The sequence below is a fragment of the Collinsella sp. AF25-2LB genome, assembly GCF_003458415.1.
GTDB lineage: Bacteria > Actinomycetota > Coriobacteriia > Coriobacteriales > Coriobacteriaceae > Collinsella.
In genome coordinates this window covers 19,402-43,142 of sequence record NZ_QRUF01000011.1, presented here as the reverse complement: position 1 = coordinate 43,142, position 23,741 = coordinate 19,402, and the positions used below count along the sequence as shown (strand labels likewise).

Annotated in this window: 25 protein-coding genes; 12 read left to right on the top strand and 13 right to left on the bottom strand. The window is 59.9% G+C overall.

Features of this window, described 5'->3' with window-relative positions; genetic code table 11:
• Positions 1-36: 36 nt before the first annotated feature.
• Genes DWY51_RS06465 through nadA form a run of 4 tightly spaced genes read right to left on the bottom strand, consistent with a single transcriptional unit; the run spans position 37 to position 3,903 of the window.
• Complete coding sequence (locus DWY51_RS06465; protein WP_117770262.1) at positions 37-582, bottom strand: transcription repressor NadR; 546 nt, start codon at positions 580-582, stop codon at positions 37-39.
• Positions 582-1,442, bottom strand: coding sequence for a carboxylating nicotinate-nucleotide diphosphorylase (gene nadC / locus DWY51_RS06460; RefSeq protein ID WP_117770261.1), 861 nt, complete (start codon positions 1,440-1,442; stop codon positions 582-584). Before nadC ends, DWY51_RS06465 begins: the two co-directional genes overlap by 1 nt.
• 3 nt (positions 1,443-1,445) lie before the next feature.
• A complete protein-coding gene (locus DWY51_RS06455) occupies positions 1,446-2,849 on the bottom strand; it encodes an FAD-binding protein (protein WP_199579816.1) in 1,404 nt (467 codons plus the stop codon).
• A 28-nt stretch (positions 2,850-2,877) separates the two neighbouring features.
• Positions 2,878-3,903: a quinolinate synthase NadA gene (nadA, locus tag DWY51_RS06450; RefSeq protein ID WP_117770260.1), complete on the bottom strand. Its 1,026-nt coding sequence runs from the start codon at positions 3,901-3,903 to the stop codon at positions 2,878-2,880.
• A gap of 293 nt (positions 3,904-4,196) precedes the next feature.
• Here nadA and DWY51_RS06445 point away from each other — a divergent pair, with 293 nt between their 5' ends.
• Entirely contained in the window at positions 4,197-4,919 is a 723-nt protein-coding gene (locus DWY51_RS06445) for a LytTR family DNA-binding domain-containing protein (protein ID WP_117770259.1), read from the top strand.
• Positions 4,919-6,196 carry a GHKL domain-containing protein gene (locus DWY51_RS06440; protein ID WP_117770258.1) on the top strand — a complete coding sequence of 426 codons (1,278 nt, stop codon included), beginning with the start codon at positions 4,919-4,921 and terminating at the stop codon, positions 6,194-6,196. Before DWY51_RS06445 ends, DWY51_RS06440 begins: the two co-directional genes overlap by 1 nt.
• A 74-nt stretch (positions 6,197-6,270) precedes the next feature.
• On the opposite strand, the gene DWY51_RS06435 is transcribed toward DWY51_RS06440, so the two are convergent.
• Positions 6,271-6,846 (bottom strand): hypothetical protein, encoded by a 576-nt coding sequence (locus DWY51_RS06435; protein ID WP_055285316.1) that lies wholly within the window; start codon positions 6,844-6,846, stop codon positions 6,271-6,273.
• 136 nt (positions 6,847-6,982) lie between these two features.
• Here DWY51_RS06435 and trxA point away from each other — a divergent pair, with 136 nt between their 5' ends.
• The 7 genes from trxA to hypE all read left to right on the top strand — a co-directional run bounded on the left by trxA (position 6,983) and on the right by hypE (position 13,378).
• Positions 6,983-7,303, top strand: a complete 321-nt coding sequence (trxA, locus tag DWY51_RS06430; RefSeq protein ID WP_022093990.1) for a thioredoxin — start codon at positions 6,983-6,985, stop codon at positions 7,301-7,303.
• Positions 7,304-7,524: 221 nt separating this feature from the next.
• On the top strand, positions 7,525-7,773 hold the full coding sequence (locus DWY51_RS06425) for a hypothetical protein (protein ID WP_006235225.1): 249 nt from the start codon (positions 7,525-7,527) through the stop codon (positions 7,771-7,773).
• Between the two features lies 1 nt (position 7,774).
• Entirely contained in the window at positions 7,775-8,287 is a 513-nt protein-coding gene (gene nikR / locus DWY51_RS06420; RefSeq protein ID WP_118205863.1) for a nickel-responsive transcriptional regulator NikR, read from the top strand.
• 29 nt (positions 8,288-8,316) lie between these two features.
• On the top strand, positions 8,317-10,788 hold the full coding sequence (hypF, locus tag DWY51_RS06415; RefSeq protein WP_117770257.1) for a carbamoyltransferase HypF: 2,472 nt from the start codon (positions 8,317-8,319) through the stop codon (positions 10,786-10,788).
• Between the two features lie 134 nt (positions 10,789-10,922).
• On the top strand, positions 10,923-11,183 hold the full coding sequence (locus tag DWY51_RS06410) for a HypC/HybG/HupF family hydrogenase formation chaperone (RefSeq protein WP_055310039.1): 261 nt from the start codon (positions 10,923-10,925) through the stop codon (positions 11,181-11,183).
• Positions 11,183-12,295 (top strand): hydrogenase formation protein HypD, encoded by a 1,113-nt coding sequence (gene hypD / locus DWY51_RS06405; RefSeq protein WP_233504644.1) that lies wholly within the window; start codon positions 11,183-11,185, stop codon positions 12,293-12,295. The genes DWY51_RS06410 and hypD overlap by 1 nt, the downstream gene beginning before the upstream one ends.
• A 48-nt stretch (positions 12,296-12,343) precedes the next feature.
• On the top strand, positions 12,344-13,378 hold the full coding sequence (gene hypE / locus DWY51_RS06400; RefSeq protein WP_117770256.1) for a hydrogenase expression/formation protein HypE: 1,035 nt from the start codon (positions 12,344-12,346) through the stop codon (positions 13,376-13,378).
• A 122-nt stretch (positions 13,379-13,500) separates the two neighbouring features.
• Here the strand turns inward: hypE and DWY51_RS09735 are convergent, their stop codons facing one another.
• From DWY51_RS09735 to DWY51_RS06375, 6 genes are all read right to left on the bottom strand, one after another.
• Positions 13,501-13,623, bottom strand: a complete 123-nt coding sequence (locus tag DWY51_RS09735) for a hypothetical protein (RefSeq protein WP_255413495.1) — start codon at positions 13,621-13,623, stop codon at positions 13,501-13,503.
• Positions 13,624-13,642: 19 nt separating this feature from the next.
• Positions 13,643-13,909, bottom strand: a complete 267-nt coding sequence (locus DWY51_RS06395; protein WP_117583648.1) for an HPr family phosphocarrier protein — start codon at positions 13,907-13,909, stop codon at positions 13,643-13,645.
• A gap of 9 nt (positions 13,910-13,918) precedes the next feature.
• On the bottom strand, positions 13,919-15,451 hold the full coding sequence (locus DWY51_RS06390; protein ID WP_117770255.1) for a glycoside hydrolase family 1 protein: 1,533 nt from the start codon (positions 15,449-15,451) through the stop codon (positions 13,919-13,921).
• Between the two features lie 89 nt (positions 15,452-15,540).
• Positions 15,541-15,873 carry a PTS lactose/cellobiose transporter subunit IIA gene (locus DWY51_RS06385; RefSeq protein WP_117583650.1) on the bottom strand — a complete coding sequence of 111 codons (333 nt, stop codon included), beginning with the start codon at positions 15,871-15,873 and terminating at the stop codon, positions 15,541-15,543.
• Positions 15,866-17,254, bottom strand: a complete 1,389-nt coding sequence (locus DWY51_RS06380; RefSeq protein ID WP_117770254.1) for a PTS sugar transporter subunit IIC — start codon at positions 17,252-17,254, stop codon at positions 15,866-15,868. Before DWY51_RS06380 ends, DWY51_RS06385 begins: the two co-directional genes overlap by 8 nt.
• 12 nt (positions 17,255-17,266) lie before the next feature.
• Positions 17,267-17,608, bottom strand: a complete 342-nt coding sequence (locus tag DWY51_RS06375; RefSeq protein WP_117583652.1) for a PTS sugar transporter subunit IIB — start codon at positions 17,606-17,608, stop codon at positions 17,267-17,269.
• Positions 17,609-17,909: 301 nt separating this feature from the next.
• Here DWY51_RS06375 and DWY51_RS06365 point away from each other — a divergent pair, with 301 nt between their 5' ends.
• Together DWY51_RS06365 and DWY51_RS06360 are read left to right on the top strand one after the other, a co-directional pair.
• Positions 17,910-19,880, top strand: coding sequence for a PTS sugar transporter subunit IIA (locus DWY51_RS06365; RefSeq protein WP_158556923.1), 1,971 nt, complete (start codon positions 17,910-17,912; stop codon positions 19,878-19,880).
• 182 nt (positions 19,881-20,062) lie between these two features.
• A complete protein-coding gene (locus tag DWY51_RS06360) occupies positions 20,063-20,731 on the top strand; it encodes an HAD family hydrolase (protein WP_117770252.1) in 669 nt (222 codons plus the stop codon).
• 309 nt (positions 20,732-21,040) lie between these two features.
• On the opposite strand, the gene DWY51_RS06355 is transcribed toward DWY51_RS06360, so the two are convergent.
• Both DWY51_RS06355 and DWY51_RS06350 read right to left on the bottom strand, forming a co-directional pair.
• A complete protein-coding gene (locus DWY51_RS06355; RefSeq protein ID WP_117770251.1) occupies positions 21,041-21,598 on the bottom strand; it encodes a hypothetical protein in 558 nt (185 codons plus the stop codon).
• Between the two features lie 236 nt (positions 21,599-21,834).
• Positions 21,835-22,371 carry a PTS glucose transporter subunit IIA gene (locus tag DWY51_RS06350; protein ID WP_117770250.1) on the bottom strand — a complete coding sequence of 179 codons (537 nt, stop codon included), beginning with the start codon at positions 22,369-22,371 and terminating at the stop codon, positions 21,835-21,837.
• A 326-nt stretch (positions 22,372-22,697) separates the two neighbouring features.
• On the opposite strand from DWY51_RS06350, the gene DWY51_RS06345 reads away from it, so the two are divergent.
• Positions 22,698-23,552, top strand: coding sequence for a MurR/RpiR family transcriptional regulator (locus tag DWY51_RS06345; protein WP_117770249.1), 855 nt, complete (start codon positions 22,698-22,700; stop codon positions 23,550-23,552).
• Positions 23,553-23,741: the final 189 nt, after the last annotated feature.

Here is a 23,741-nt window from a genome sequence, read left to right as displayed (position 1 = left end):
TCCGCATCGCCGCGGAGGCCTCCTTTTGCATGTGTTCTAGGACAAATCATCCTCGTAGGGCATTAAATCGGCAAGGTAGCCCTTCTCCTTGAGCATGGCCTCGATCTCGTCGAGGGTTTGCTCATCCTCTGCCGCAATGCGATGGAAGTGATAGCCGCTCGTCACCGTTAATAGTGGAAAGCTCTTGCCGCTCTCGATATCGTGCAGGTAGCGCTCAACATCGCGACGATTGCGAATGTCCAGGTCGGCCGTGATCTTACCGTACACGCGGTGATTGACGATCACGTTGAGCACGGCGCCGCCGGCGTCGACGATACTCGTGAGCTCATCGCCTGCCTGCTCCACGCTGTGGCGAACCTTGACCAAGCGCGTGGGCACGGCGGGGCTGCTGGGGGCCTCCTGCAGCACGTAGCCGCGGTTGGTTGCCACGACATCGTGCCCATCGGCGCGCAACAGGGCAATATCCTGAACCACGACCTGGCGGCTCACGCCAACCTCGCGGGCAAGTGCGCTGCCCGAAACGGGCTCCCTGGCTCCCTCGAGCACGCCCATGATGGCACGACGGCGCTCGCGGGCGTTCATTATTTACCGTCCAGCAGACGCAGGTGCTTAAGCGAGAGGTCGAGAATCGGCGCAGAGTGCGTCAGCGCCCCCGAGCTAATAAAGTCAACGCCCAGGTCGGCGAGTGCACGGATATTGCTGGCGTCCACATTGCCCGAGCACTCGGTCTTGGCGCGACCGGCGATAAGCTCGATAGCGGCGGCCATGTCGTCGTGGGTCATGTTGTCGAGCATGATGATATCGGCACCGGCCTCAACTGCCTCGCGCACCATATCCAGGTTCTCGCACTCAATCTCGACCGTCGTGGTAAACGACGCATGGGCGCGCGCCATCTCGATCGCGCGCGTCACGCCACCGGCTGCATCGATGTGGTTGTCCTTGAGCATGACGGCCGTCGACAGGTTATAGCGGTGGTTGCTGCCACCGCCGATCTCGACTGCTGCCTTCTCGAAGACGCGCATGCCCGGCGTGGTCTTGCGCGTGTCGACGAGCACGGTCTTGGTTCCCTCGAGCGCCGCGGCCATGCTGTGCGTGTAGGTAGCGATGCCGCTCATGCGCTGCAGGTAGTTGAGCGCCACGCGCTCACCCGAAAGCAGCACGCGCGCATCGCCGCGCACCTGACCCACATGGTCGCCGGCGTGCACCTCGTCGCCATCGGCAACGTCGAGCAGCACCGAGCTCTGCGAATCCAGCAGCTCAAAGGTACGGGCAAACACATCCAAGCCGGCGATGATGCCGTCGGCCTTGGCGATAAGCTCCACCGTGGCGGGACGCGCCGTGGGGCACACGCTCGCCGTGCTCACGTCCTCAAACGTAATGTCCTCGCGCAGAGCCTGCAAAATCAGATCATCGACGACGAGCTTCATGGTAATGGGATTCATGGTCTACTCCTCTGCGGCCTGCGTGCCGGCGGCACGGGCCAAATCATCGATTGCAAGGGTATCGGAACTCAGGGCGCGATGGCGTCCATCGAGCGCGGGCTCGCCCGCCTGCTCCACGGCCAGCGACTCGCCGGTGCGCATGTACCACGCGGCGCGACGACCCCAGACCAGCGCCTCGAGCAGACTATTTGATGCAAGGCGATTCTTGCCGTGAACGCCGTTGCAAGCCGTCTCGCCCGCGGCGTAGAGCTCGGGCATCGAAGTGCGGCCGTCCTTATCGACCCATACGCCGCCCATAAAGTAGTGCTGCGTGGGCGTAACGGGGATGGGCTCGTCCAAGATGTCGCGGCCGTCCTCAAGGCAGCGCGCGCGAATGTTGGCAAAGTGCCCAGTCACCACGTCGCGCTCGACGGGGGCAAAGCTCAGCCACTCGTGCTCGGTGCCGTCCTGCTTCATCTGCTCGCGGATGGCGGCAGCGACAACGTCGCGCGGCTGCAACTCGTCGGCAAAACGCTCGCCGGCGGCATTGAGCAGAATCGCGCCCTCACCGCGGCAGCTCTCGCTGATCAGGAACGTACGGCCTGGCTGCGGCGAGAACAGGCCCGTGGGATGGATCTGCACGTAGTCCAGGTGCTCCATCTTAATGCCGTGCTCCTGCGCGATGTAGCAGGCGTCGCCCGTGAGCTGCGGGTAGTTGGTCGAATGGTCGTATACGCCACCGATGCCGCCCGTCGCCCACAGCGTATGGCGGGCATGGATCTTAAACGGCTTACCGACATGCACGCCCTCAGCGGCATTTGCCAGCTCGTCGGCGGGGCGAGCTGAATCGTCCTCGTCCACGGCAACAGCGACGACACCAGTGCACACCGTGGCCCCATCGCGCTCGGCCGTCAGGATGTCGGTCATGGCAACGTGTTCGAGAATCTGCACGTTGTCCAGCTTGCGGACGGCCTGAAGCAGCTTGGTCGTAATCTCCTTGCCCGTAATGTCGGCATGGAAGGCAATGCGCGGACGGCTGTGCGCGCCCTCGCGGGTAAAGTCGAGGCCGCCATCGGCCTTGCGCTCAAAATCCACGCCCATCGCTAGCAGGTCGTTGATGACCGAGCGGCTCGAGCGGATCATGATGTCGACGCTCTCGCGGCGGTTCTCGTAATGGCCGGCGTGCATGGTGTCCTCAAAGAAGGCATCGTAGTCCGAGCCCTCGGGCAGCACGCAGATGCCGCCCTGCGCGAGCATCGAATCGCACTCGTCGACCGCGCCCTTGGAGAGCATGATCACGCGCGTACTCGTCGGCAGGTTGAGCGCCGCGTACAGGCCCGCCACGCCGCAGCCGGCAATGACGACGTCGCACTCCATATCGGGGTATTGCTTGGTTTCCACAGGAATCCTCTCCCTTGAATGTGACATAAGGAATGGTCCCTCATGTCACATTGGCTTAGCGCGCCGCGTACTCGAGCATGCGGTCGAGCGTGAGCTTGGCCTGATCGGCGGCCTCGTCCGACACGCCAATCTGCACCTCGCTCTCGCCCGTCTCCAGGCAGTGCACGAGCTTTTCGAGCGTGATGAGATCCATGTTGACGCAAGTGGGCTGCACCGCAGGGAAGTAGAACTTCTTGCCGGTGCCCTGGCAGCGGCGCTCGAGTTCGTAGAGCACGCCACGGACCGTCACGATGATGAACTCGCTGGCGTCCGACTCCTCGGCATATTTGATGATGCCGGCAGTAGAGCCGATGTAGTCGGCCTCGGCCAGGACGTCGGCCTTGCACTCGGGGTGCGCCAGCACGAGCGCGTCGGGGTGGGCCTCCTGCGCGTCGACGATCTGCTCGACGGTAATGATGTGATGACGCGGGCAGTAGCCGTTGTTGAGGATGACGTGCTTTTGGGGCACCTGCTCGGCCACAAAGCGGCCCAGGTTCTGGTCGGGAATGAACAAGATGTGCTGCTGTGGCAGCTCGGAGACGATCTTGACGGCGTTAGAGCTGGTAACGCACACGTCACTCCAGCTCTTGATTTCGACCGTCGAGTTGACGTAGCAGACGACAGCTAGGTCGTCGCCGTACTCGGCGCGCGCCGCATCGACCGTCTCGCGCTTGACCATGTGCGCCATGGGACAGTCCGCGCCTGGCTCGGGCAACAGCACCGTCTTGGTGGGATTGAGCAGCTTGGCGCTCTCGCCCATAAACTCCACGCCGCACAGCACGATGGTCTGCTGCGGCAGGCTCTTGGCAAGCTTTGCCAGGTAGAAGCTGTCGCCGACGTAATCGGCCACAGCCTGGACCTCGGGCGCCACGTAATAGTGCGCCAGGATCACCGCGTCGCGTTGGGTTTTAAGTTGCCGAATGGCCTCGACGAGCTCTGCGGGCACCAATGCCGCGCGCTCCGTTGCCGTCGTTGCCGATGCCAGGCCGGCCGCGATATCGCGTGCAAGCTCCGACGCATCCATGTTCGCGCTCTGCGCCATCAAGGCCCCTCTCTTTTGGCGAATCTTGGGGCTTTAGTATGACACCTGGCTTTACAGCTGACAAGACAGCTGTAAAGCCAGGTGTAAAGTTGGAATAAAGATTCAATCTTGGGGCGGGTCCATTTTCGAACCGGCAAGCTATGGATAGCCGAGTTCTCGATAGCGCAGGAGGCATCTTTCGCCACCGCAATACCGCTCGGCGCGAGTTGCGCGACGTGGGGCGCAAATGGGACACGCCTCCGCGAGCGGTCCGCACCCAATGTGGCAAAATCGAACTACTAAGGGGGCTCAGAATGCTCAAGATTATTGCCTGCGACGATGATGTCGCTTTTCTAGATAGACTGCACCGGATGATCGACCGTTGGTCGACCGAGACGGGCACGGCGGTCGATGTTGCGCTCGTCACGCGCGGCGAGGACCTGCTGGCCCGCCATGCCGCATCGCGCGCCGACATCATTCTGCTCGACATGATCATGCCGCTCGTCAACGGCATGGACACCGCACGCGAACTGCGCCAGGCCGACACCGCCGTGCGCCTGGTGTTTCTCACCTCGTCGCCCGAGTTCGCACTGGAGTCCTACGAGGTCCGTGCCTTCGACTATCTGCTCAAGCCCGTGACTTACGAACGCCTGGCGCAGTTACTCGACGAGCTTTCGAGCATGCGCCCGGCGGCAACCGACGAGCTCGTGATTAAAACTTCCTTTGGCTACCACGCCCTGCGCCTGTCCGACATCGAATATGCCGAGGCGCGCAACAAGCACGTGGTCTTCCACCTGCGCGACGGACGCGATATCGAGGCACTCGAATCGTTCCGCAGCGTCGAGGACCGTTTGGCGCAAAATGCCACCTTCTTTAAATGCCACCGTAGCTACCAGGTCAACTTGCGCAACATCGACCACTTCGATCGCACGGACATCGTCATGCGCTCCGGCGCGTGCATTCCGCTGTCGCGCAGCTGCAAGCAGGGATTCCAAGACGCCTACTTTGCGGTGCGCTTTGAGGGCGGGAGACACTGATGGTCTCCTCGGTCGAAATGGTCCTTTGGGCAATCCACCACGCCACGACGCTGCTCTTTGGCGTCTTTGCCTCGGCGGCGCTGTGCGGTGTCGAGATCAACCGGCGTCATGCGCTCGAGTTGGTGGGGGTCGGAGCCGCAACCGGATGCGCATTTGGCCTCGCCAATGCCGTCGGCGGAGAGCTTTTTGCCCGTCAGGTCTATCCGCTCGTCGTGCATCTGCCGCTCGTCATCTATTTGTGCGCGCGCTACCGCCTGAGCCCGCTGCTTGCCGTGCTCGGCATTACGAGCGCCTATCTGAGCTGCCAGTTCAGCAATTGGATGGGCATCGCCGCATTTGCCGCAACCGATTCTCAGATCGCGTACTATCTGGCGCGCATCGCGACCACACTCGCCGTCTTTGCCGTCCTGTTGCATTGGGCCGGCGACATCGGTCCACGCTTGGCGATTAAAAGCACCACCGAGCTGGGCATCCTTTTAATCCTGCCGCTCGTCTATTACGTCTTTGACTACGCCACCAACGTCTACACCACGCTGTTCCACTCGGGCTCGGTGGTGACGGTTGAGTTTTTGGCCTTTGCGCTCTGTGCCTTCTATCTTATGTTTCTTGCCGTTTACCTGCGCGAATACGAAGAAAAGGAAACCGCCGAGCGAGAGCGCTGGATGCTCGAAACCCGCGACAGCGCCGCCATTAAAGAGCTCGAGGCCTGGCGTCAATCTGGGCGCGAGCTGTCGATTCTTCGCCACGACATGCGCCACTTCCTACGCGGCCTGGCCGCTTTAATTGAGGAGGGCCACACCGACGAGGCGCTCAAACGCATCGATGAACTCTGCGAAGCCGGCGACCGCACCGCCGTACGCCGCTTCTGCGCCAACGAAACGGTAAACATTGCGCTTTCGTCATTTAACTCGGAAATCAATAGAAACGGCATTACCGCCAACCTGCGCGCCGCCGTGCCCGAAACCATCCATGTAGGTGACGCCGACCTGTTTAGCGTGCTCTCAAATGCCTTGGAAAACGCTATCACCGCCGCAAGCGCCGCACCCCAAGGAAAGCGATTCGTCGACTTTGACCTGCGATTAGAGGACGGCCAGCTGCTGCTGTTAGTTTCCAATACGTTTGACCGCGCGCCGCGCATGGTCGACGGCATGCCCGTGACCCGGCATGCGGGCCACGGCTTTGGCACCAAGAGCATCAAACTTGCCGTGGAGCGCATGAACGGCAACTGTCAGTTCCGCATTAACGGCGATCGGTTTGAGCTGCGCGCTGTGATGTAAGGGCGCGGGCGCGACGGATTTGCGTTCCGCGGGTACGGCTCGCCCGCTCGGGGTCGCTTGTCGACGCGGGCTCGCTACAGCGGGGCGGCCGCCGGAGTCAGCTGCTTGATGTAGGCCCACATGCGCTGCTTAGCGGCCTTGTCGGTGAGTGCCGCCTCAAAGCCGTCGAGCGCGAGCACGCGGCGGCCCTGCACATGGGCGACCAGGCCGGGCTTGAGCATGGCGGTGTCGAAGTCATCGATCGCCACGAGCATATCGGCGTAGGTCTCGCGCATGGCGTCAGCCGCGTTGTTGTCGAGCAGTAGCACTGCCTCGGGGTCCAAAGCCTCAAGCGCCTCGCGGAACAGCTCGCACGGCAGAGTCTCGCCCACCGCGACCGCTCCGTCACCCACGCCGGCGACGCTTGCCAGCACGCAAAAATCCTCGGGCGCGTAGCCGATGGCCCCGAGCGCCTTGCGTAACGCCGCGCCATCCGGGCCGGCAGCAAGCTCGCCACCCGAACGCTCGGCCTCGTCCAAATCGCCTTTGACCAGCACGATCGGCGAGCACGCGTTGCCCGCGATACGCACGCCACGGACCGCAAGCGATGTGAGCTCCTGCTCGGCCGCCTGGGCGATGGCTTCTTTTTTCTGGCTTTGTGACGTGGGCATGCGCTCTCCAATCGTTTGCGTGCCCACCATTATATAAAAGAGCCGCCCGCGAGTGGTTGCTTTGCGGGCGGCTGGGTATAAGCACGGTCGTACTGAGTTTTACGCGGCCGGACCGCGTCGCATTATGGAGGTCACCATGGCTGACATTAATCAGATTACCCCCGAGAACTTCGATTCCATCGTTAACGACAGCCTGCCCGTGCTGGTCGATTTTTGGGCACCGTGGTGCGGGCCCTGTCGATCCCTCTCGCCCATCGTTGACGAGGTTGCCGATGAGCTGGCGGGCAAGCTTGCCGTTGCCAAATGCAACGTCGACGACAACCAGGACCTGGCCATGAAGTATGGCGTCATGAGCATCCCCACGCTGATTGTGTTTAAGAACGGCGAGGAGATTGACCGCTCGGTTGGCGCTCTGCCCAAGGCGAGGCTGCAGGCGCTGCTGGAGAAGCATCTGTAATACGCTTGTTACTTACCCGCCGTCCATGAGCGGTTTTGCACCGCTCGCCGGACTGCCGGGCGCGGCGCGGACGACCACGGATAGTATGGTAGTTACAAACAGCCCCCAGTGAACGGGTGCGGGTCGCACAGACTCGTACCCGTTTTCTTATGCAGCTGCGCGCAGAGCGGGCGTAGTAAAATCTGAACCACTGAACTGCCCCATACAAAAGGAGATTTTCCATGCATGATGTTGGAATGAACATGAGCCAGCTTGCCATGAGCGTCAAACAGGTCGACGACACCATCGAGCTCGCTCATGAGTGGAGCCATCAGCTGCTGCATGCGACCGAGAATTTTGACATGGAGCGCATCGGCGCCAAGCTCGAGGCCGCCATGGCCGCGCTGCACGAGGCGCATGACGCGCTCGAGGGCTACGAGGAAGCCATCGAGGCCGACCACAACTCCGTCGGCTCCGTGAAGCTGGTGTAACGTGGCCGAACATGAGCACGGCTGCGGGTACGAGCACGAGCATCCGCACGGGGCGGACGGCGACGCAGGCTGCCACTGTAGTGGCTCCGGCTCCGAGCTGGTCCGCTTTTCGGTTACCGCACCCGACGACCTGCTGCGCCGTTTTGACGAGCAGATCGCGCGCCGCGGCGACGTGGCCAACCGATCCGAGGCCGTGCGCGACCTGATTCGCGCCTCGATCGCCAAGGAGCAGATGCGCACGCCCGATGAGCACGTTATCGGGTCGCTCACCATGATTTACGACCATCACACCGGCGACCTGACGCGCCGCCTGGACGAGGTGCAGCACGACTACACCGATGAAATCGTATCGACCATGCACGTGCATCTGGATCACCACAACTGCTTGGAGATCCTGGCGCTCAAAGGTCGCGGCGAGCGCGTCTACGAACTAGCCGACCGCCTGCTGGGCCTGCGCGGCGTTAAGCACGGCGAGCTCACGTGCGCCGCCACCAAGCAGAGCCTGGGGCTGTAACAGCACACATTTCAACGAAGGAGGGTCGCATGCGACATGCGCATATCCATGTAACGGGCATTGTGCAGGGCGTCGGCATGCGGCCGTTTGTGTATCGCGAGGCCATGGCGCACGGCATTTGCGGCTGGGTGCTCAACGCGGGCGACGGCGTGCATATCGAGGCGCACGCTCCGGCCGATGCGCTCGATGCTTTTGTTGCCGCGCTTTCTGAGCATGCGCCTGCGGCAGCCCGCGTTGAGCGAGTCGATATTGCGGATTTGGGGCCTGGCGGCTGGAGCGCTGCCAATGAACAGGGCTTTCGCATCGTAGCATCGCAGGACCAGACCGCGCACACGACGCTCGTCTCGCCCGATATCGCCACCTGTGACGATTGCCTGCGCGAGTTGTTCGATCCCGCCGACCGACGCTATCACTACCCCTTTATCAACTGCACTAACTGTGGCCCACGCTTTACCATCATCCGCTCGCTACCTTACGATCGAGCGGCTACCTCGATGGACCGTTTTCCCATGTGTCCCAAGTGCGCCGCGGAGTATGCCGACCCACTCGACCGGCGTTTTCACGCGCAGCCCGATGCCTGCTTTGATTGCGGACCGCATATTACGTGGCGCGAAGCGGGCGTGGGCGATGGGCCGGGCGAAGCCGCCGCGTCGCTGGCCGTCGGCACCACACGCGAGGCCAGCGACGCCATTATCGACCGCTGTGTTGAGCTGCTGGCCAGCGGTGGCATCGTCGCCATCAAGGGCCTGGGCGGATTCCATCTATCCTGTGACGCTGCCAACGAGCAGGCGGTGGCTGAGCTGCGCCGTCGCAAGCGTCGCAGCAATAAGCCGCTTGCCGTCATGGTGCGCAGTCTTGCCGATGCCGGGCGCCTGTGTCATATCGACGATGCTGAACGCAATCTGCTCGCTGGCAGTATCCGCCCAATCGTGCTGCTGCGCCGGCGGGCTGTTTGCGGGAACGACGGCGATTCTTCCGACGCCCTCGTACTCGCACCGTCCGTCGCGCGCGACCTGCCCGAGCTTGGCGTTATGCTCCCCTATACGCCGCTTCAACATCTGTTGCTTGCCGTGGCAGAAGCCTGCGGTATGCACGCGCTCGTCATGACCAGCGGCAACCTGAGCGAAGAGCCCATCGAGACCGATGACGATCTTGCCTGGGAGCGCCTCGTTGCCGCCGGCATTGCCGACGCGCTGCTCGGCAACGATCGAGCGATTCTCTCGCGCTATGACGATTCCGTGGTGCGCGTGGTCAACGGCGCCGTTATGCCCGTTCGCCGCGCTCGCGGATATGCACCCCAGCCGCTGCCGTTGCCGGCGCTCGACCGCGCTCCGTCCTGCGTGCTCGCCTGCGGGCCACAACAAAAGGCCACGATTGCGCTCACGCGTGAAGGGACGAACGGCGAGGCGACCTGTTTTGTGTCGCAGCATATCGGCGATGTTGAAAACGGCGGGACCTTCGATGCCTGGAACGCTGCGCGCACGCGCTTGGAAGATCTCTTTGATTTGGCGCCCGCCGCCTTGGCTTGCGATGTACACCCCAGTTATCTATCGGGCCAGTGGGCGCGCGAGCAGGCGCGAAAATGCAATCTGCCGCTCGTCGAGGTGCAGCACCATCATGCGCATATCGCGAGCGTAATGGCCGAAGCCATCGCCGCGGGCCAGCTTACAACCGACGCGCGCGTCCTTGGCATCGCCTTTGACGGCACCGGCGCCGGCACCGATGGGACCATTTGGGGCGGCGAGTTTCTTGTTGCCAGCCTTGGCGGCTTTGAGCGCACCGCGCATTTGCGCACCTGGGCGCTCCCCGGTGGGGCGGCCTCCGTGCGCGACGCCCGCCGCAACGCCTTTGCCCTGCTCAGTGAGCTCGGCCTGCTCGAGCACCCAGGTGCCGCTCGGCTTTTGGGCAGCCTCGACGAGCAAACGCGCAGCGTGACAGCCACCATGATCGAGCGCGGCATCAACAGCCCGCGTACCAGCAGCATGGGGCGTCTCTTTGATGCCGCGGCAGCAATTCTGGACATCTGCGACAAGGCAACCTACGAGGGCGAACCCGCCATCGAGCTCGAAGCCGCCGCCTGGCGCGCGCTCGACAGCGAAGGCGTCCATTTTCCCGACGACAATGCCGGCTATTCCACATCTGACCCATCGCGGCTGGACGGCCCCGATGTTCTGGACCAGAAAGCGCTCTTTGAGGCACTTTTGGGAGGAATTGAAGCCGGAGCGCCCGCCGACAGGCTCGCACTCGATTTCCATGTCGCCGTCGCGCGCTCCTCGGCGCGCATCGCCAGCGATATCTGCGTGCACGAGGGCATCGACACCGTCGCGCTCTCGGGCGGCGTGTTCATGAACCGACTTCTGCTTCAGCTTCTCACCCGCGAGCTCAAAAGCGCAGGCTTTACTGTCCTTGTCCCCCACACCGTACCCGTCAATGACGGCTGCATCGCCTACGGTCAGGCAGCAGTCGCACGCACTCGTCTTGCGCAGATTGCATCACAGTAGCTCGCCCTCGCACGCCGCCGCGCCCAGCCGTCTCACAGGCGTAACGCGTTTGCCCGCGAACCCCGCGAGCGCTACCATCAACTGATGGATTATTGAGCGCCCGTCCAGCGCAAAGCGTATAAAAGGGGAACAATATGTGCCTTGCCGTTCCCGGTAAAGTAGTCAAACGCGACGACGACCTCAAGGCCACCGTCGACATGATGGGCATCGAGCGCCCCGTGTCGCTGCGACTCGTGCCGACGGCGCAGGTTGGCGACTATATTCTCGTACACGCCGGCTTTGGCATCCAGATTGTCGACGAGCAGGAAGCACAGGAAACGCTCGAGCTTGTTAATGCCATGTCCGAGCTGGTCGAAGAAGACCAGCTGACCACCAACCCGGCGGAGGCTTACTAGTGGCGCCCGAGCAGCCGGCGCGCTCCGGTATCGATTTCTCGGCATTCCGCGATCCCAAGCTGGCTCGCGAGCTCATCGAGCGCATTCATGAGCTTGTCGGCGACCGCACCATCAACCTTATGGAAGTCTGCGGCACGCATACCGTGAGCATCGGACGCTATGGCTTTCGCTCCATTATGCCGGCCGGGCTCAAGCTGCTGAGCGGCCCGGGCTGCCCCGTCTGCGTCACCGCCAACCGCGACATCGACCACGCAATCGCGCTCGCCAACATAGACGGCGCCATCATCACCACCTTTGGCGACATGATGCGCGTGCCCGGATCATCCACCTCGCTCGCTGCGCAAAAGGCGGCGGGGCGCGATATCCGCATCGTCTATTCCCCGCTCGACGCGCTCGACATTGCCGAGCAAAACCCTGATCGCCCGGTCATTTTTATGGGCGTGGGCTTTGAGACTACGACGCCCACCATCGCCGCCGCCATCTTGGAGGCCGAGGCGCGCGGGCTTTTGAACTTCTCGGTCTATTGCGCCCACAAGACCACGCCGCCGGCGTTGCGCGCCATCGCCAACGACCCCGAGACCACCATCGACGGCTTTATCCTACCGGGCCACGTCGCCACCATCACGGGCTTGGCGCCCTTTAGCTTTTTGGTCGACGAATTCAATACCCCGGGCGTGGTCACGGGATTTGAACCGGTCGATATCCTGCAGGGCATCTGCATGCTGGTCCAGATGGTTGTCGAGGACAGGCCGGCGATTGACAACGCCTACCGCCGTGGCGTCAACGCAGACGGCAATCCCGTGGCGCGCCAGCTGGTCGAGCAGGTGTTTGAACCATGCGACACCACGTGGCGCGGTCTGGGGCCGATTGCCAACTCGGGCCTTTCCATCCGCCCCGAGTTCTTGCGTTTTGATGCCCGCGCTCGCTTTGACGTGCCCGTTGAGGCGACGGTCGAGCCGCGTGGATGCCGCTGCGGCGACGTGCTGCGCGGGGCCATTACGCCGAGCAGCTGCCCGCTCTTTGGCCGCACCTGCACGCCCGAGCACCCCGTCGGCCCGTGCATGGTGAGCTCCGAGGGCAGCTGCGCGGCGTACTACCGCTACCGTAACTAGTCCGGACGCACCCGCACACTGGCACCACCCACGATTGGAGTTTTCGATATGTCCCATAGCGTTACCGATAGCACCGTCCTGCTGGGCCACGGCTCCGGCGGCCAGATGATGAAACGCATCATCGATGAGGTCTTTTTGGATGCCTTTGGGTCGCCCGAGCTGCTCGAAGGCAACGACGCCGGCGTCGCCACGCTGCCCGCGAGCGGGCGCATCGCCATGTCGACCGACAGCTTTGTAGTCTCGCCGCAGTTCTTCCCCGGTGGCAACATCGGCCGCCTCGCCGTGTGCGGAACCGTCAACGACGTCGCGACCTCGGGCGCCAACGTGCGCTACCTATCGTGCGGCTTCATCCTCGAAGAGGGCTATCCCATGGATAAGCTCCACCAGATTGTGCAGACGATGGCCAAAACGGCGCACGAAGCGGGCGTGTCCATAATCACGGGCGACACTAAGGTGGTCGAGCGCGGCGGGGCCGACGGCGTCTATATCAATACCGCCGGTGTGGGCGAGGTACCCGCGGGCGTGGCGCTCAGTGGCGCAAACTGCCGGCCCGGCGACGTCATCCTGGTGTCGGGCACACTGGGCGACCACGGCATCGCCATCATGAGCCAGCGCGAGGGCTTGGCGTTTTCGAGCACGATCGAAAGCGATGCCGCACCGCTCAACCACCTGATTGCCGACGTTCTGGCCGCAGCGCCCGGCACGCGTTGCTTTCGCGACCCCACGCGCGGTGGCCTGGCCTCGACGCTCAACGAGTTTGCGCAGGCCAGCGGCGTTGCCATGGAGGTCGACGAGGATGCCGTGCCCGTGCGTCCCGACGTGCAGGCCGCCTGCGAGATGCTCGGCTACGATGTGCTGCAGGTGGCAAACGAGGGCAAGATGGTTGCCGTCGTGCCGGCCGAGCAGGCCGATGCGGCTCTAACCGCCATGCGCGCCGCCCACTACGGCGAAAACGCCGCCATCATCGGTCGCGTGCTGCCACTTGCCGAGGGCGCCCGTCCCGCCGTGCGTGTGCGCACCGGCTGGGGCTCGACCCGCATCCTCGACATGCTCGTGGGAGAGCAGCTGCCGAGAATTTGCTAACGACGGCATCCGTGCGCCACCGCGCTTTGAACAATGCGCTTTTGATCGCTCAGCACAAGAGACCCCCACGACCGAGTTGAATCGGTCGCGGGGGTCCTTGCATTTGCGAGCTTTGCCGTTATCTACACTCGGAACTTTGGATACGTCAGCAGTACGAGCGAGACGCTCACGCCCAGCTGTATGAGAATCTGGCGAACGTCGCCGATGCCTCCAAGCGCCATGATAGGCAGCAAGGTAACGAGCATCGACGTGGCTTTTGCCCGCCTACTCCCCGCAGCCGCTCTCGATTAGCGCCACGAGGGCATCGACGGCGGCCGCCTCGTCGGCGCCGTCGGCTGCAATCTCAATCTCGCAACCACAGGCCATTCCCAGGCTCATAACCATCAGGATCGACTTGGCGTCTTTGGCGTCTCCGCCCACCTTACCAACGGTGATCGAGCTCTCGTACTTGCTCGCCTCCTGCACAAACAGCGATGCAGGGCGCGCGTGGATGCCGCTCGGATTCTTGACGACCGTCGTCTTGGAAACCATCTCTACTCCTTACTCCACCACGATGTTATCGGTTGCGGTGTCGGCGCCGTTGCTGGCGATGAGTTTCTTGTAGTAGAAATAGGACTTCTTTCGCCCCAACGCCATGCTTCCATTGCCAAAATCGTCAACATCGACCGAAACAAAGCCGTATCGTTTGCTTACCTCGGAAGTTCCGGAACTTACCAGATCAATCGGACCCCACCACGCATAACCAAATACATCCACACCATCCTTAATTGCTTCAGCGAGCTGCTCGACATGGCGCTTCATATAGTCGATACGATAGTCGTCCTCGACATGTCCATTCTCGTCGAGCTCATCTATGGCTCCAAGACCGTTCTCAGAGATAAAAATAGGCAAATGGTAACGATCGTAAATATGATTAAGAGTGATACGGAAACCAATGGGGTCGATAGGCCATCCCCATTCCGACGCCTCAAGATAGGGATTTTTAATTGCCGTAACCAAAGAGCCCGAGGGCTTGGGGACCGGCTCACCCTTATAGCGCATGATGTAGGTCATGTAGTAACTGATCGTTACGAAATCGACAGTACCCGACTTGAGCACCCCAGCATCACCCGGCTGCATATCAATATGAATATCGTTCTCATCAAAGAAACGATCCATGTAATACGGGTATTCGCCTTTAGCCTGGACGTCACTGTAGAACCAGTTGAAGTGGTCTTCGAACAGAACCTGGAGCTGATCTTCGGGCTTGGGGGTCTCAGCATAGTTCTCGAGTCGGCAGAGCATGTTTCCGATCTTTGCATCCGGATCAATTTCGTGGCACTTCATAACGGCCTTGGCGCTCGCAACAAATTGATTATGGGAAACCTGATACTTAAGCTCCCAATTGTCGCGATACGGATTCTCCGGAGTCTTAGAATCCTCTTCGCTCATAATGACGCCACTGCAGGTGAAAGGATTGGTAAGAACATTGTTGATTTCGTTGAACGTAAGCCAGTATTTAACTTTCCCCTTGTAACGCCTAAAGCAAGTCTCCGCATAACGCTCAAATGCTTCGACAGTGTGGCGGCTTTTGAAACCACCGTATGCTTCGGCAAGATGAAGCGGGGTATCGAAGTGGCACAGCGTCACCATTGGCTCCATACCGAGCTTGTGGCATTCATCAAACACGCGGTCATAAAAAGCCAAACCGACCTCGTTTGGCTGAGCATCGTCACCGTTGGGGAAAATGCGGCTCCAGCTGATCGACATGCGGAAAACCTTAAATCCCATACCCGCAATCTCGGCCAGTTGCTCCTTATAGCGATGATAAAAATCGATTCCCCGACGCTTGGGAAGATTGTATTGCTCGGGATGTAGCTTCATTTGCTCCAACATCTCGGCGGTAACGGAATTATGCGGGAGAGGCTGACCTTCATATCCACGATTCGCCTCGCGAGAAATAAACGGAGCGAAATCAGAGGTTGCAAGCCCGCGACCCCCCTCATCAAACGCACCCTCAATCTGATTTGCAGCCGTTGCTCCTCCCCAGAGGAAGCCATCAGGAAATGCGCTCTGCTTCTTAACAGTATCCATAAATCTAGTTCCTTAAAGATGGAGTTCTTAAAAATAGAGGGAGACCTTTGTCGCAATCTCCCTCGCGTCAACCAATTGGAAGATTCGAATTACTGACCGGCGCGGATAGCCAGTGCGCGCACAATCGGCATCATCTTTTTAACCATATGAAGTTCAGCACTAATGGTCATGAGAGTGTCCTGAGCATGCGTAAAAAGCAACGAGTACTCGACTTCCTCACCTGCCGCTTGGGCTTGAATCGTGGCAGTCTGCACTTTATGCGCGGTCAGAATCTTTGCATCCGCTTGGGCAAGGTGCTCCTCTGCCGCATCAAAATCAAACTCCGCCAAGCTATCCAACGCCTGGTCAATACAAGTCCTACCGTCACCAGTATTTAAAATGACTTCCATAGCCACAGCGCTGATGTCAATTGCGTCACTCATCGTTCGCTCCCGTCGTTGTAGAATCTGCAGCTGCCAGCACAACTTTTTCGGATGGACCATTCTCAGAAGCAGTCTCGGAAATGTTTGCAGCCTTCCTTGCCTCACGAGCGACACGTTTTGCCGCCTTCTTCGCAGCGCGCTCAGCCTCGCTTTTCTGCTCGTCCTCTGCGGCATGTTTGTCGAAAACCTTAAAGAAGGGATACCAAATGATTGCCGCAAGAATCAGGTTCACCACGACAAGCACCACGTTGCGAAAATCTCCGTTGGAAAGGAAGTAAGCCGAAACCGCGTTGGGAAGGAAGTTCATCGCAAACATCTGGGTATGGAGACTTGCCCAGTCGAACTGCAGCCACAGATAGGCATTTGCGGGCAGAATGATAGCTTGAAGAATAACCGGGATGAACAGATAGGGATTATTAACGATAGTGGAAAAAACCAGAGGCTCATTGATATTAAAGAGGGACGGCACGAACGTCGCCTTACCGAGCGTGCGGTTCTTTTTGGATTTCGAGAACAGCATCATAAACGCCAGAGGCAAAGTGTTGAGCTCTCCGCCAATCATGTAGTAGCGCGAAAGGCCATACGCATTGATGTTGGTCGGCGTAGCCCCCGCGGCAACTGCAGCCATATTCTCAGCCATACCACCCTGGGTGATCGGAAGCGTCACCGAAATAAACGCCCAGCCCGAAACACCAAAGAAGTAGAACACGTCCATCACCAAAGCCATAAACACAACGCCGGGGAGAGACTGGCCAAAACTGGTAACGGGTGAAAGAATCAGCGCAATTACGGTAAAGACATCAATTCGAACAAGAAACGTCAGCAGAAACGCAATTGTAAGGCTCAGCAAAATTGGGATAATGCTGTCGAACCAGCTTTTAACAAAATCAGGGATAACCGATTCTTCACCGAAGAAGCTATGATGCGCTGCGAACTTGTAGATTGCACCGACCGTGATACCCACTGCCATAGCCGCAAACATGCCGCTCGAGCCGAACTTCCACATCTCGAAGGCCATGCCCTCATCGACCGTCTGGGGATTCATGCACAGCATAAAAGCGCCGACGCCGGTAAAGCCAGCGATCAGGGCCCTACCTTTATCGTCCTCCTTGACACAGACGCTGTGAGGAATGATAAAAGCGATGAACATTCCTACGAGACCAAACGAGTAGGTATTAAGCGCTGACAGGTCAGGTAGAGCGGGCACAAAATTACGAACCACATTAAAAAGGCTCGGAATTGCCGAGACCATTGTAAACGGAACGATATACAAAACGGCATTGGCAACGATTCCAAACCAATAGCTCGACGTAAGCTTATTGACAACGGGGACAACGTTCTTTTCGATGCTCCCTTGGACTTTTTCCATCACATTAGACATATCAAGCACACCCTATTCGCCATCAAAATCTATGTCGAGAAGATCGTAGGCATCTTCGAGAATCCCCTCGCCATCAAGCGACGCATAATAATCAGGGTCGATTGACATTACCTTTACACCGTAAGGCTCAAGCATTTTTTGCGTCGCCGGAACCTCGGCGGCAAAATGCGGCCCCAAGAGGAGGGCATCGATCTTATCGGCATAGTCCATAATTTCAGATTTGCTGACCGCATTGATGGTGCAGTCAAGGCCCTTGGACTTTGCGACCCTGCGCATGCCCGCCGCCATAAAGCCGGTCGAGGCACCGATGCCGCAAGCGAGGAGAATACGGACGGTGCCGTTCTCGTCTGCCATGGGGTACTCCTTTCCCAATAAGCGGGCCCAAGGCAGCTCCGATGCCGCCGCAGTCCCCGCCATGTTCTTGAGCGTCCGTGTCGACCCGGCCGCCCTTGACCGTGACCGCACTATACGCGGCAGAGGGTTCTTGCCGCCAACCGTCTTTTTGCCGCATGGCGGCAAGGCGGCAGATTTTCCGCTTGCGCGGCAAGCCGGGCGGTTTTCCGCTTGGGCGGCAAATTGAAAAAGACGCCCCGTCTTTCCCTGAGATACCATGGGGCGGTACACCCTATCTGCCGATCATCTCTGGGAGAAAACCATGTCGAGCGCCAAGCAGAACCGCATCAACCGCATGATCAATGTGCTCGAAAACAGCAGCTCCTGGATATCTTCCTCTATGCTCGCCAGCTTGTTGGGCGCAAGCGAGCGCAGCATCCGCAACTATGTTGCCGAGGTCAACGAGGCCGGTACACGACATATCGAATCATCTAAAGAGGGGTATCGTCTTGCTGCAACAACGTCGGCCGCCGGCAATGCCCCGGCCTCCCTCCTCGGCAACGCCGATATCGTCCCCGCTGGCAGCGATTCGCGGCGCGACTTCACCATCTCGCGCCTTGTGAACGCGCGCGACGGACTCTCCGTCTTCGATGTGTCCGACGAGCTCTTTATCAGCGAAAGCACGTTTCAGAGTTCCGTGATGCCGCAGGCGCGGGCGCTCGTGCGACAGTTTGACCTCAATATCGAGACACATGACTACCGCATGACGCTCACGGGGCGTGAGGCCGACAAGCGCAAACTTCTCGGCCACATAGCCACGCACAACTCCTATGGCTACTTCACCTCGACCAAGACGCTCGAGAACATGTTTCCCGGCTTTGATGTGCAAGGAATCCTCTCGAGCCTGGTCGAGATTTGTCAGCGCTCGGACCTGTTTATCAACAACTACGCGTTCTCCAACCTGCTCATGCACCTGCTGGTGATCATTATCAGGCTCACCTCGAACAACGAGCTCAGCGAGGTGGACGGCCCCATCGACGGAGACGGCCTGGTGGCGCAGCTTGGGCAGCGTGAGCAGATTGTGCGCTGCGCCCAGTGCATCGCCGCCTACTTTGAGAAGGAGTTTGGCTGCGCCGTCCCGCGTGCCGATTTTCAGCAGATCCTGCTGCTTCTGGCGCTTTCCGTCGAGCGCTGCGATTTTGGCGACCTCAACCGCGAGAAGCTCGCAAGCATCATCGACCGCGATTTTATGGACATGGTCCTGGGGATTCTCGACGAGTGTGGCGAGCGCTACAACCTGCCGCGCTTTATCGACGAGCCTATGCGCTTGCAGCTCGTCCTGCATATGTTTAACGCCTACCAGCGCGCCGTCTACCACGTAAGCTACCCCAACCCGCTCGCCGCGCAAATCAAAAGCGAACACGCACCGGTCTACGACATGGCGGTCTATATCGCCCACCGTTTCTCGACCGCCATGAATGTTGAGGTAGGCGAGAACGAAATCGCGTTTATCGCCTTTCACATCGGCGCCTACTTTGAGAAGTTCTCTGCGCCCGACGGTGCCATCACCTGCACGGTGATTATCGAGGAGTATCACGATTTTGCACGCAGGCTCGTCGACGACCTCAAGTCCGAGTTTGGCGACGACATAAGTGTTGTTGCCGTGATGAGCTGTGATGGCTACCTGGCCGATCCTCCCGAGAGCGATGTGGTGATTGCAACGATCGACGTGCCGGTTTGCGGCGGCAGCACCAAGATCTTGATTGGGCCAATCCTCACTAAGCAAAACGTGCGAAAGATCCGCGACCGGCTTTGCGCTATCCAAGAGCAACGGCGGCGCCTCTATGCCCAGGGCCTTTTGGGGCGCCTGCTACAGCCGGGGCTGTTTATGCGCAACGTAGACGCAAACGACGCCACAAGCTGCATCGACCGAATGGGAGAGCTTTTGGCCGCTCAGGGGCTCGCAACGCCCGAGTATATCGCTGACGTGCATCTGCGCGAGAGTGTCTCGTCGACGGCGTTTACCGACAGCCTTGCCATGCCTCACGCGATCTCGGTATATCCCGAGCGCTCGTTTATCGCCGTGGCCCACAATGACGCCTCGATTCCCTGGGGACGCCACGACGTGCGGTTTGTGCTGCTTATAGGCATCGCGCAGGAAGACATGGGGCTCTTTAGAGATGTGCTCGACCTGATTATCGAGGTGTTCTCCTCGGTAGAGACAACGATGAGGCTCATGCAGACCGACACGTTCGAGGAGTTTCTGGCTGCGCTTACGCATGATATCGGGTAGAGGGCTCGACCCGCATTCTCGACATGCTCGTGGGAAAGCAGCTGTCGAGAATTTGCTAGGGCGGAATCGCATGATTGGCGCGATGTCACCTGATATCCCTGGAGATGTTCAGATTCCAAGCACGCCCAACGCATAAGCCCAGTATTATGAGGTGCGTTTTAAACCCAACGACGGGAGCTTTCATGGCAGCAGCCTTTTCCCATGTGATCTTTGATCTGGACGGCACCATCCTCAACACGCTCGAGGACCTGGCGGCCGCCGGCAACCATACCTGCGAGACGCACGGCTGGCCTACGTTTGCCGTCGACGAGTACCGCTACAAGGTGGGAAACGGCATGCTCAAGCTGGTTGAGCGCTTTATGCCCGCCGAGTATGCGGGCGACGGCCGCATGTTTGAGCAGACGCTTGCCGAGTTTAGGGCTTACTACGGCGAGCACAAGGAGGACCACACCGCCCCCTATGCCGGCACAATCGAGATGCTCGACCGCCTGCGTGCCGCGGGCGTGCAGCTTGCCGTGCTCACCAACAAGGACCACGTCTCGGCCGCTCCGCTTATCGAGAAGTATTTTGGTTCCGAGCGCTTTGCGCTGGTGCAGGGCCGCGTCGATGCGTTTCCCCCCAAGCCCGAGGCGCCAGTTACGCTGCATGTGATGGAAGAGCTGGGCGCCGACCCAACGACCACGCTCTACGTAGGCGATTCCAATGTCGATATCCTGACCGGCCACAACGCCGGCCTTAAGAGCGCGGGCGTCAGCTGGGGCTTCCGCGGCCGCGCAGAGCTGGAAGCCGCCGGCGCCGACTACGTGGTGGACACCCAGGCAGAGCTCACGGCGCTGATTCTGGGCGAGTAACGCTGGTGCTGCTCAACCCAGCCGCCGCAATACCGTTGCGCGGAAAGTAGTCGTTGGGGACGTTCTTAAACGACTAGTCAAACAAGAACGTCACCAACGACTAGTCATTTAAGAACATCCCCAATGACTGCCATGGCAACGCCGATGTTTTGGCAACGACAGCGAGCGGTCACCAGAGCGAACAAATTGGCATGAAAAGAGGGCGGCATTGACCTTCTGGTCATGCCGTCCTCTTTGAATGACAAGTTGTCGCTCTGGTGACCGCGCAGCGTCGAGCAGTTGCGGCGTTTGGTAAAACGCCGCAACGAACTAGCTCAGCATTGCATCCATCATCTCGGAGTTGACGGAGTCGTCGGCAGACCACTCGCCGTCGTCGTTGCAGGTGTACTTGAAGATAACCGTGGTCTTCCTGGGCTCGGTGGCCTTGGTCACATCGACCATAACCTGACCGGCCATCTTATACAGCTCGTCATCGGAAGGAACCGCATCAAGCGCGGCGACCTTCTCCTGATACTGGGTGGAGAAGTCCTCGACGATCTTGTTCATGGACTTGCAGGTGATGGAGACCTCGGCGGTCGCGACACCCTTGTCCTCGTCGACCGTCACGTCGCCGATCTTGTAGTCAAAGCCTTCGAGATAGGTCTTGGCATACTCCTTGGGATCGATACCCAGCTGCTCGAACTCGTCGCCCGAAGCCTCCTCCAGACCAGAGAGGAAGTCGTCGCCACCGTTCTTGACCTCGTCAAACTGCGTCGTAAGATCCTCGGTGATGAGTTCCTCAACCGAAGGGCCTCCGCAACCGGAAAGCACGACCACGCATGCAACCAAGACGGCCATGAGGGGCGCAAGCAGCAGCTTCTTTTTCATGTTGTTCCTCCCAATGAGCGGCACCGCGCTTCCCGGACGCGGCACACGTTGTAATAAGTAAGCCCATACTATCCACTTATGAACACCCTCGGCAACGCGAAGGCGCGGTCGGTTCGTTTTAGCGTCCGAACGGTTTGCAAACCCGCCAAACGTGCAATAAAACGCTTCCCCGCGGTGCAATAAAAAAGGTGGCCGGAAAACCCGACCACCCTTGCACATCCTTTGGATGCCGCAGTTTACTTGCGGACGACCTTGACGATGGCGTCACCGGCGGCGACGGCAGACTCGGCCTCGACGGCGAGCTCGACGTCAGCAAACTCGGCGGTGTTGGACACGGCCACGACGACGCAGTCCTTGTAACCGGCGGCAGCGATCTTGGCGCGGTCGATCTTGAGTATGGGCTGGCCGGCCTTCACGACGTCGTCAGCCTTGACGAAGCCCTCGAAGCCGTCACCGTTCATGTTGACGGTATCGACACCAACGTGCACCAGAACCTCGATGCCGCTATCGGACTGCAGGCCCACGGCGTGACCCATGGTGACGGTCACCTTACCGTCGCAGGGAGCGTAGACCAGATCATCCTCGGGCCACACGGCACAGCCCTTGCCCAGAACCTCGCCACCAAAGACGGGATCGGGCACGTCGGCCATCTTGATGACCTTGCCCTTGACGGGCGAGGACAGCACGTCGGCGCCGGCAGAAGCAGAGATGGAGGCCGGGGCAGCGGCAGCCGCGGGCTCAGCCTTCTTCTTGAACATGTCAAACAGACCCATACGTTTTCTCCTCTTGATTAAGCGCAACGTTATGCGCATCCCTATGGTGATTATAGTGCTAAATGACCAAAATACTAAGGCGAGGGCTCGAATCGCAAGCCCTTCCCGGTAGTGCTCGTGGGATGAGCATCTCCTTTGCATCGCGGGTCGATAAGCCGAGTATCGCCTGCGCACGGGACGAGCAGAAGCGGGCGCACCAAGCCAGATACTTCTTTTCGCTCTCGAGTCCTGCCGCCGCCCCGTCCCTGACACTTCCTGATACCGACCGAAACGTGCCAAAATAAACCCATCCCTTTTTGGTAGGTTTGGCGAGTGTGGGAGTTCGCATGGATATCAAACGCAAGATCACCGAGGCGCAGGGCCTCACCCCCACCGAGCAACAACTCGGCATTGCAGCCCTTGCCATCGGCGAGGACATCCGCGGGCTTTCTATTAAGGAATTTGCCGCGCGCACCAACGTTTCTGTTGCGAGCGTGCACCGTTTTTGCAAAAAGCTCGGCCTCGAGGGCTTCAAAGATCTCAAGGTCGAGCTTATTCGCTTAGCAAGCGAGGCGGGAAACCGGCGCGACGTGGATATCAACTTTCCCTTCGATGCCACTTCCACGCCTGCGCAGGTTATGGAGCGCATGGAGGGGCTCTACCAGACCACGCTGGCCGAAACGCAGGAGCTGCTAGACCCCACGCAGCTCGACCACGCCGCCAAGCTCATCGCGAACGCCCGACAGGTCGACATCTACACGGGCTCGCACAACCTCTATCCAGCGGGAATGTTCCGCGACCGCCTGCTCTCCGCCGGCAAGAGCGCCACATGCTACGGCAACATCGAGGCACAGGTGCGCACGGCGCTTACCTCGGATTCAGACCGCGCGGCAATCGTTATCTCCTACAGCGGCCTTGCGCCCAACCTCAAGAAAATCTTGCCGATCCTCAGCAGCCGGCATGTCCCGGTCATCATCATCGGCACGCCCTACTGCGCGCGCATTCACCCCGGCTTTGCCGCCTACCTTACGGTGAGCGATCACGAGAGCATGACGCACCGCATCACGCAGTTCGCAAGCCACATCGCCGTGCAATACGTGCTCGATTCGCTCTACAGCAGCTACTTCGCCAAAGACTACGCCCGCTGCGCCGAATTCCTGGAGCGCTCGTTCCCCTACACCCGCCTGCCCGGGCTCAAGTAGTCATTTAAGAACGTCCTCAATGACTAATGGCCGACCTAATAACGACTTCTCGTCATTAGGTCGGCCATTTCAGCTCTAATAACTATTTATTCCGTAAACTCGTTATTAGAATCTGGCACAGGAGGCCAGGCTCACATGTGGCACCACAGCGGAAAACAGCTTGCCCCTGCGCCAACCGAATGAGCGTTG

Coding starts and splice junctions, on each gene's coding strand:
- DWY51_RS06465 (WP_117770262.1), bottom strand. CDS start 582: ATGAACGCCCGCGAGCGCCGTCGTGCCATCATGGGCGTGCTCGAGGGA.
- nadC (WP_117770261.1), bottom strand. CDS start 1,442: ATGAATCCCATTACCATGAAGCTCGTCGTCGATGATCTGATTTTGCAG.
- DWY51_RS06455 (WP_199579816.1), bottom strand. CDS start 2,849: ATGTCACATTCAAGGGAGAGGATTCCTGTGGAAACCAAGCAATACCCC.
- nadA (WP_117770260.1), bottom strand. CDS start 3,903: ATGGCGCAGAGCGCGAACATGGATGCGTCGGAGCTTGCACGCGATATC.
- DWY51_RS06445 (WP_117770259.1), top strand. CDS start 4,197: ATGCTCAAGATTATTGCCTGCGACGATGATGTCGCTTTTCTAGATAGA.
- DWY51_RS06440 (WP_117770258.1), top strand. CDS start 4,919: ATGGTCTCCTCGGTCGAAATGGTCCTTTGGGCAATCCACCACGCCACG.
- DWY51_RS06435 (WP_055285316.1), bottom strand. CDS start 6,846: ATGCCCACGTCACAAAGCCAGAAAAAAGAAGCCATCGCCCAGGCGGCC.
- trxA (WP_022093990.1), top strand. CDS start 6,983: ATGGCTGACATTAATCAGATTACCCCCGAGAACTTCGATTCCATCGTT.
- DWY51_RS06425 (WP_006235225.1), top strand. CDS start 7,525: ATGCATGATGTTGGAATGAACATGAGCCAGCTTGCCATGAGCGTCAAA.
- hypF (WP_117770257.1), top strand. CDS start 8,317: ATGCGACATGCGCATATCCATGTAACGGGCATTGTGCAGGGCGTCGGC.
- DWY51_RS06410 (WP_055310039.1), top strand. CDS start 10,923: ATGTGCCTTGCCGTTCCCGGTAAAGTAGTCAAACGCGACGACGACCTC.
- hypE (WP_117770256.1), top strand. CDS start 12,344: ATGTCCCATAGCGTTACCGATAGCACCGTCCTGCTGGGCCACGGCTCC.
- DWY51_RS09735 (WP_255413495.1), bottom strand. CDS start 13,623: ATGCTCGTTACCTTGCTGCCTATCATGGCGCTTGGAGGCATCGGCGAC.
- DWY51_RS06395 (WP_117583648.1), bottom strand. CDS start 13,909: ATGGTTTCCAAGACGACGGTCGTCAAGAATCCGAGCGGCATCCACGCG.
- DWY51_RS06390 (WP_117770255.1), bottom strand. CDS start 15,451: ATGGATACTGTTAAGAAGCAGAGCGCATTTCCTGATGGCTTCCTCTGG.
- DWY51_RS06385 (WP_117583650.1), bottom strand. CDS start 15,873: ATGAGTGACGCAATTGACATCAGCGCTGTGGCTATGGAAGTCATTTTA.
- DWY51_RS06380 (WP_117770254.1), bottom strand. CDS start 17,254: ATGTCTAATGTGATGGAAAAAGTCCAAGGGAGCATCGAAAAGAACGTT.
- DWY51_RS06375 (WP_117583652.1), bottom strand. CDS start 17,608: ATGGCAGACGAGAACGGCACCGTCCGTATTCTCCTCGCTTGCGGCATC.
- DWY51_RS06365 (WP_158556923.1), top strand. CDS start 17,910: ATGTCGAGCGCCAAGCAGAACCGCATCAACCGCATGATCAATGTGCTC.
- DWY51_RS06360 (WP_117770252.1), top strand. CDS start 20,063: ATGGCAGCAGCCTTTTCCCATGTGATCTTTGATCTGGACGGCACCATC.
- DWY51_RS06355 (WP_117770251.1), bottom strand. CDS start 21,598: ATGAAAAAGAAGCTGCTGCTTGCGCCCCTCATGGCCGTCTTGGTTGCA.
- DWY51_RS06350 (WP_117770250.1), bottom strand. CDS start 22,371: ATGGGTCTGTTTGACATGTTCAAGAAGAAGGCTGAGCCCGCGGCTGCC.
- DWY51_RS06345 (WP_117770249.1), top strand. CDS start 22,698: ATGGATATCAAACGCAAGATCACCGAGGCGCAGGGCCTCACCCCCACC.